Annotated in this window: 1 protein-coding gene and 2 pseudogenes; all 3 read left to right on the top strand. The window is 65.8% G+C overall.

The features are described from left to right. Positions 1–5,578 (top strand): non-ribosomal peptide synthetase (locus VKI00_RS14485; RefSeq protein WP_324438450.1); only part of this gene is annotated, 5,578 nt, incomplete at its 5' end. Between the two features lie 176 nt (positions 5,579–5,754). Further along, positions 5,755–5,937, top strand: a pseudogene (locus tag VKI00_RS14480) (MmpS family transport accessory protein); the annotation flags it as partial. Further along, positions 5,937–6,478: pseudogene (locus tag VKI00_RS14475) on the top strand (site-specific integrase); the annotation flags it as partial. The pseudogenes VKI00_RS14480 and VKI00_RS14475, both read left to right, overlap by 1 nt.

Genomic DNA, 6,478 nt, shown 5'->3' with positions numbered 1-6,478 from the left:
GGTCAACGGCAAACTCGACAAACGCGCCCTACCGGCACCCGAATACCAAGACGTCGACCGCTACCGCGCCCCCACCGACGCCGTCGAGGAGATCCTGGCCGGCATCTACGCCCAAGTCCTCGGACTCGACCGCGTCGGAATCAACGACTCCTTCTTCGAACTCGGCGGGGACAGCATTTTGTCGATGCAGGTGGTGGCGCGCGCGCGGGCAGCCGGTCTGAGATGTCGACCGCGCGACATCTTCGTCGAGCAGACGGTCGCCGGGGTGGCCCGGGTAGCCGGGGTGGCCAGCGGTGCGGCCGGCCCGATCGATGAGGGTGTCGGGCCGGTGCTGGCCACCCCGATCATGCGCTGGCTGCACAGCGGGGACGGCCCGGTCGAGCAGTTCAACCAGACGATGGTGGTGCAAGCCCCCGCCGGGGTCACCCAGGCCGACGTGGTGGTGGTGCTGCAGGCCGTGCTGGATCGCCACGCCATGCTGCGGCTTCGCGTCGATGACGACGGCGCCGGGGGATGGTCGTTACAGGTACCCGAGGCCGGTACGGTCGACGCCGGCGAATGCCTGCAATCGGTGGACGTGTTGTCCGACGAGGCGCTGATGACAGCCCGGTCGCGGTTGAACCCAGCCGCCGGGGCGATGCTCAGCGCACTGTGGGTCGCCGACACCGGCCAGCTGGCGCTGATCATCCACCATCTGGCCATCGACGCGGTGTCCTGGCGGATCCTGCTCGAAGACCTCAACATCGCCTGGGCCCAACATCACAACGGGCAACCGGTGGCATTGCCGGCGGCGGGGACATCATTTGCCCGATGGGCATCGCTGCTAGCTGAGCACGCACACACCCCGGCGGTGGTGGACCAGGCCGACACCTGGAGACAGGTGGCAGCCGCCCCGGCCGCGCTGCCGGCAGTGCAACCTGCGGTGGATACCTACGCCAGCGCCGGGCACCTGTCGGTGTCATTGGACACCGAGACCACCCGCCTGCTGCTCGGCGAGGTGCCCGCGGCGTTTCACGCCGGGATACACGACATCCTGTTGATCGGGTTCGGATTGGTGTGGACGGAATTCTTAGGCACCGGCACCGGCACCGCGCCGATCGGCATCGACGTCGAAGGCCACGGCCGCCACGAAGAACTAGCCCCCGATATCGATCTGTCGGGCACCGTGGGATGGTTCACCACCAAATACCCGGTGTCGTTGACCGTCGGTGGACTGCGCTGGGCGCAAGTAGTGGCCGGCGAAACCGCGCTCGGTGCGGTGATCAAAGACGCCAAAGAACAGCTTCGCGCCCTGCCCGACGGCCTGACCTACGGTCTGCTGCGCTACCTCAACACCGACGTCGACCTCGCCGGGTCCGACCCGACGATCGGATTCAACTACCTCGGACGGCTCGGCGCAGCCGCAGCCGAGATGTCCGATGACATGTGGCGGATCAGCCAAGACGGCTTGTCGGTCACCGGCGCCGCCACCGCGATACCCATGCCGCTGGCACACACCGTGGAACTCAACGCCGGCACCATCGACACCGACACCGGCCCGCACCTGCACGCCAATTGGACATGGGCACCATCGACACTGGATCACGCCCAGATCAGCCGGCTCAGCCAACTGTGGTTTGACGCCCTGACCGGCATCTGCGCCCATGTCCAACACGGCGGGGGCGGGCTGACGCCCTCCGATATCGCTCCTGCCCGGCTAACCCAACAGCAGATCGACGAGCTGCACCAGCAATACCGGATCGCCGACGTACTACCCCTGACCCCCCTACAGCAGGGACTGCTCTTCCACGCCAGCACCGCTGAGGATTTCGGTGATCTGTACGCAATGCAGCTGGACATCACCGTGACCGGCCCTCTCGACCCCCACCGCCTACGCGATGCGGTGCACACCGTAGTCAACCGCCACCCCAACCTGGCGGCCCGATTCTGCTCACAGTTCGACCAGCCGGTGCAGATCATCCCGGCCGATCCCGTGACGCCCTGGCAATACGTCGACCTCAGCGGGGGCGACCTAGACCCCGATGAGCAGATCCAGCGGGTGTGCGCCGCCGAACGCGCCGCGGTCTGCGACCTCACCGACCCGCCGGCCTTTCGGGTGGCGTTGATCCGCACCGCCGAGGACCGCCACCGGTGTGTGCTGACTAATCACCACATCGTGCTCGATGGCTGGTCGCTGCCGATCCTGCTGCAGGAAATATTCGCCAGCTATTACGGGCAGCGGCTGCCCGCGGCCGGGTCGTATCGCAGGTTTGTCAGCTGGCTGGCCGATCGAGACCGTGCTGCCGCCCAGGCGGCCTGGCGCGAGGTGCTCGCCGGTTTTGACACCCCCACACTGGTCGGGCCGCCGGGCCGGTTGGGGCTGGGCCCGCGAGGCACTACCTCGTTTCGGGTGTCTGAGGAGACCACGCGGGCCCTTGGCGAGCTGGCCCGCTCATGCCACACCACCGTCAACACCGTGCTGCAAGCCGCGTGGGCGCAGCTGCTGATGTGGCTGACCGGGTATCACGATGTCGCCTTCGGCACCGCGGTCTCGGGGCGGCCAGCCGAGGTGGCCGGCGCGGAATCGATGGTGGGGCTGTTGATCAACACGGTGCCGGTGCGCGCGAACATCACACCGGCAACCACCATCGCCGACCTGCTCGACCAACTGCAAAGCGCCCACAACGACACACTTGAGCACCAACACCTGGCGCTCAGCGAGATCCACCGCATCACCGGTCAGGACCAATTGTTCGACACCCTTTTCGTCTACGAAAACTACCCGATCGACACCGCCGCATTGTTGGACGTCCACGGGTTGGCCATCACCGAGATCACCGGCCGCGAATCCACCCACTACCCGCTGACGCTGCAAGCCATGCCGGGCCACGAACTGGGCCTTCGCGTCGAATTCGACACCGATGTGTTCGACCCGGCCAGCATCGAGGCGCTCATCGAGCGGTTGGAGCGGGTGTTGGTGGCGATGGCCGCCGATCCCACACGGCGGCTCTCGTCGATCGATGTGCTCGATGAGGGTGAGCGCGCCGACCTGGATGGGTGGGGCAACCGGGCGGTGTTGACCCGGCCGGCGCCCAGGCCGGTGTCGGTTCCGGTGGTGTTCGCCGCGCAGGTGGGGCGCACACCCGAGGCGGTGGCGATCAGCTGCGGGGGGTGTTCGTGGACCTATCGCGAGGTTGAGGAGGCGGCTAACCGGTTGGCGCACCTGTTGGCCGGCCAGGGGGTGGGCCCGGGACAGTGTGTGGCGCTGCTGTTGGAGCGCTCAGCTCAGGCCGTCATCGCGATTGTGGCGGTGTTGAAGACCGGGGCGGCCTATCTGCCGATCGACCCGGGCCTGCCGCCGGCCCGGATCGGGTTCGTGATCGAGGATGCCGCGCCGATCGCCGCGATCACCACCACCGGGCTGGCCGGGCGGCTGGACGGGTGCGACGTGGCGGTCATCGATGTCGACGACCCCGCTGTGGACAGCCAACCCAGCACCGCATTGCCGGCGCCGGCCCCCGACGATATCGCCTACCTCATCTACACCTCGGGCACCACCGGTGTCCCCAAGGGGGTGGCCATCAGCCACCACAACGTGACCCGGCTGTTCGACTCACTGGATGTCGGCCTGCCGGCGGCGGGACAGGTGTGGACGCAGTGTCACTCCTATGCCTTCGACTTCTCGGTGTGGGAGATCTTCGGCGCGCTGCTGGGTGGTGGGCGGCTGGTGGTGGTGCCCGAGTCGGTGGCGGGCTCACCGGAAGACTTCCACGCCGTGCTGGTTGCCGGACAGGTCAGCGTTTTAAGCCAGACCCCGTCGGCGGTGGGGGTGTTATCACCGCAGGGGTTGGAGTCGGCGGCGTTGGTGGTGGCCGGTGAGGCCTGCCCGGCCGAGGTGGTGGATCGGTGGGCGCCCGGGCGGGTGATGGTCAACGCCTACGGCCCCACCGAGACCACGGTGTATGCCACGATCAGTGCGCCGTTGACAGTCGGGTCGGGTGCGCCGCCGATCGGTGCGCCGGTGTCGGGGGCGGCGTTGTTTGTGCTGGACGGCTGGTTGCGTCCGGTGCCGGCCGGGGTGGTCGGTGAGTTGTATGTGGCCGGTGCCGGGGTGGGGTGTGGGTATTGGCGTCGGGCCGCGTTGACCGGGTCGCGGTTTGTGGCGTGTCCGTTCGGGGGGTCCGGGGCGCGGATGTATCGCACCGGGGATTTGGTGCGGTGGGGCACGGATGGGCAGCTGCGCTATCTGGGGCGCGCCGATGAGCAGGTCAAGATCCGCGGGTATCGCATCGAGCTGGGTGAGGTGCGCGCGGCGCTGGCCGGGCTGGACGGGGTCGATCAGGCGGTGGTGATCGCCCGCGAGGACCGCCCCGGCGATAAACGCCTGGTGGGTTATGTCACCGAGTCGGAGACGGGCGCAGTCGACCCGGCCGGGGTGCGGGGCGCGCTGGGCGAGCGGCTCCCGGCCTACATGGTGCCGGCCGCGGTGGTGGTGATGGCCGCGCTGCCGATGACACCCAACGGCAAACTCGACACCCGCGCCCTGCCGGCACCCGAATACCGCGATGTTGATCGGTACCGCGCCCCGGCCAGCCTCACCGAGGAGATCCTGGCCGGCATCTACGCCCAGGTGCTCGGGCTCGAGCGGGTCGGGGTCGACGACTCGTTTTTCGACCTGGGCGGGGATTCGCTGTCGGCGATGCGGGTGATCGCCGCGGTCAACACCGCCCTGGATGCCGGCCTTGCGGTGCGCACCGTGTTCGAGGCGCCGTCCGTTCGAAGCTTGAGTGAGCAGTTGGGCGGACATGACAGTGCGATGGAAGTAGTCCCCGTTGAGGTCCTCAAGGAGGGTACGGGTGTTCCGCTGTGCTGTATTCATGACGGTTTCGGGCTTAGCTGGTCATATCGGGCTCTGGGCAATTATTTGGATTGCCCGATTATCGGAATTAACCAAATCCCGCAAAATGGCGAAGCTGAACCTGGATCGATTCGTAGCATGGCGGCAAGCTATGCAGACAGGCTCCAAGCCGTTTATCCTGCCGAGACCTACAAGCTTCTCGGCTGGTCTCTTGGGGGCGTCGTAGCCCACGAGCTCGCCATTGAGCTTAATCGACGCGGATGCGCAGTCCAACGCTTGGTACTGCTCGACGATGCATTCAGCACTAACAGGGTCATCGCGAGAAATCAAGCCTCAGACGAGAGCCAAATCCTGGAACACATCTTGCGAATCAATCATATAGATATTCCAGAACAGTCGGGGCCTCTTACCTACCCGCAGGCAGCGGAGTTAATTCACCAACAACTAGAAGAAGTAGTGGAGTTTGCTCCCAATCAGCTGTTGGAGTTCATGGTTCAAAGTGTTACTGCTAACCACTCGTACCTGCAGGAACACGTGCCTGATGTCTTTGATGGCGATATGGTCATATTCTCCGCAGCGCGAAGTAGAAATAGGAACGGTTCATCCCATCTGCAAAGTTGGCGACCCTACGTTGCTGGCGACATTACAACGTACTCGGTCGACTGCACACATCATGAGATGTTGACCACCGCATCGCTCGGTATGTATGGTGAGCAACTCAAACTTTCATTAGAAGCTTAAGGCGGCGTTGCGGTGGAGGCATTCCATTCCCGGGGCCTGTCAGGATCTCTGGTGATTTACCCCACCGCACTCGAGGCGCCGCCGTCTGGCGTGTTGCGGCCGATGTGTAGTTGCATGTTCAAGCTGCTGGCGCAGGATGTGGAGTCAGTTGGAGGAGATTTACGATTTTCCGGGTCCTGAGGCGGCTGTGGATTCCGCTAGTCGTACTGCTGGTGATCGGTGCTGGCGGATTGACGGTGTCGCGGCTGCACGGCATCTTCGGCTCCGAGAAACGCCCTTCGTATGCCGACAGCAACATAAAGGAGACCATGCCTTTCAACCCCAAGCACCTGGCGTACGAGGTCTTCGGACCACCAGGGTGACGGTGGGCGAGCTCGGCCCGACGTGGCTAGAGCGGCAGCGCGGGCACCTGAAGGCGTCAACCCTCCGATCCTATGAATTGAGCTGGGGTGCACACGTCGCGCGGCGTTGGAGTGGCGTCCGCATCTCCGATGTCCGCTACAGCGACGTGCAGGCGTGGGTGGCGGACCTGTCGTCGCGGCGCGGCCCGGGGGTGGTGCGAATCGCGTACTCGGTACTGGCGCGGATCCCCGATGACGCGGTGCGAGACAGGCTGATTGGTTCCAACCAGGCCCGCGGCGTGAAACTGCCGAAGCAGCCGCCGCGGCGCAACGTCTACCTGACCGCCGAACAGTTGCAGCGGCTCGCCGACGAGTCCGGCGGGTACAAGTCCCTGGTGCTGGTGCTCGGGGTCGGCGGGCTCCGGTTGGGCGAGGCCGCGGCGCTGCGCGTATCAGACGTCGACTTCCTGCGTCGGCGCGTTGAGTTGCGCCGCAACGCGGTCAAGGTGGGCAGCGGGTTTGTGGTCGGCACGCTCAAGAACCACAAGCACCGCGGCGT

The organism is Mycobacterium sp. (genome assembly GCF_035314665.1).
Lineage (GTDB): Bacteria > Actinomycetota > Actinomycetes > Mycobacteriales > Mycobacteriaceae > Mycobacterium.
Note: the sequence above shows the minus strand (reverse complement) of the source record. Positions and strands in the feature narration are given on the sequence as shown.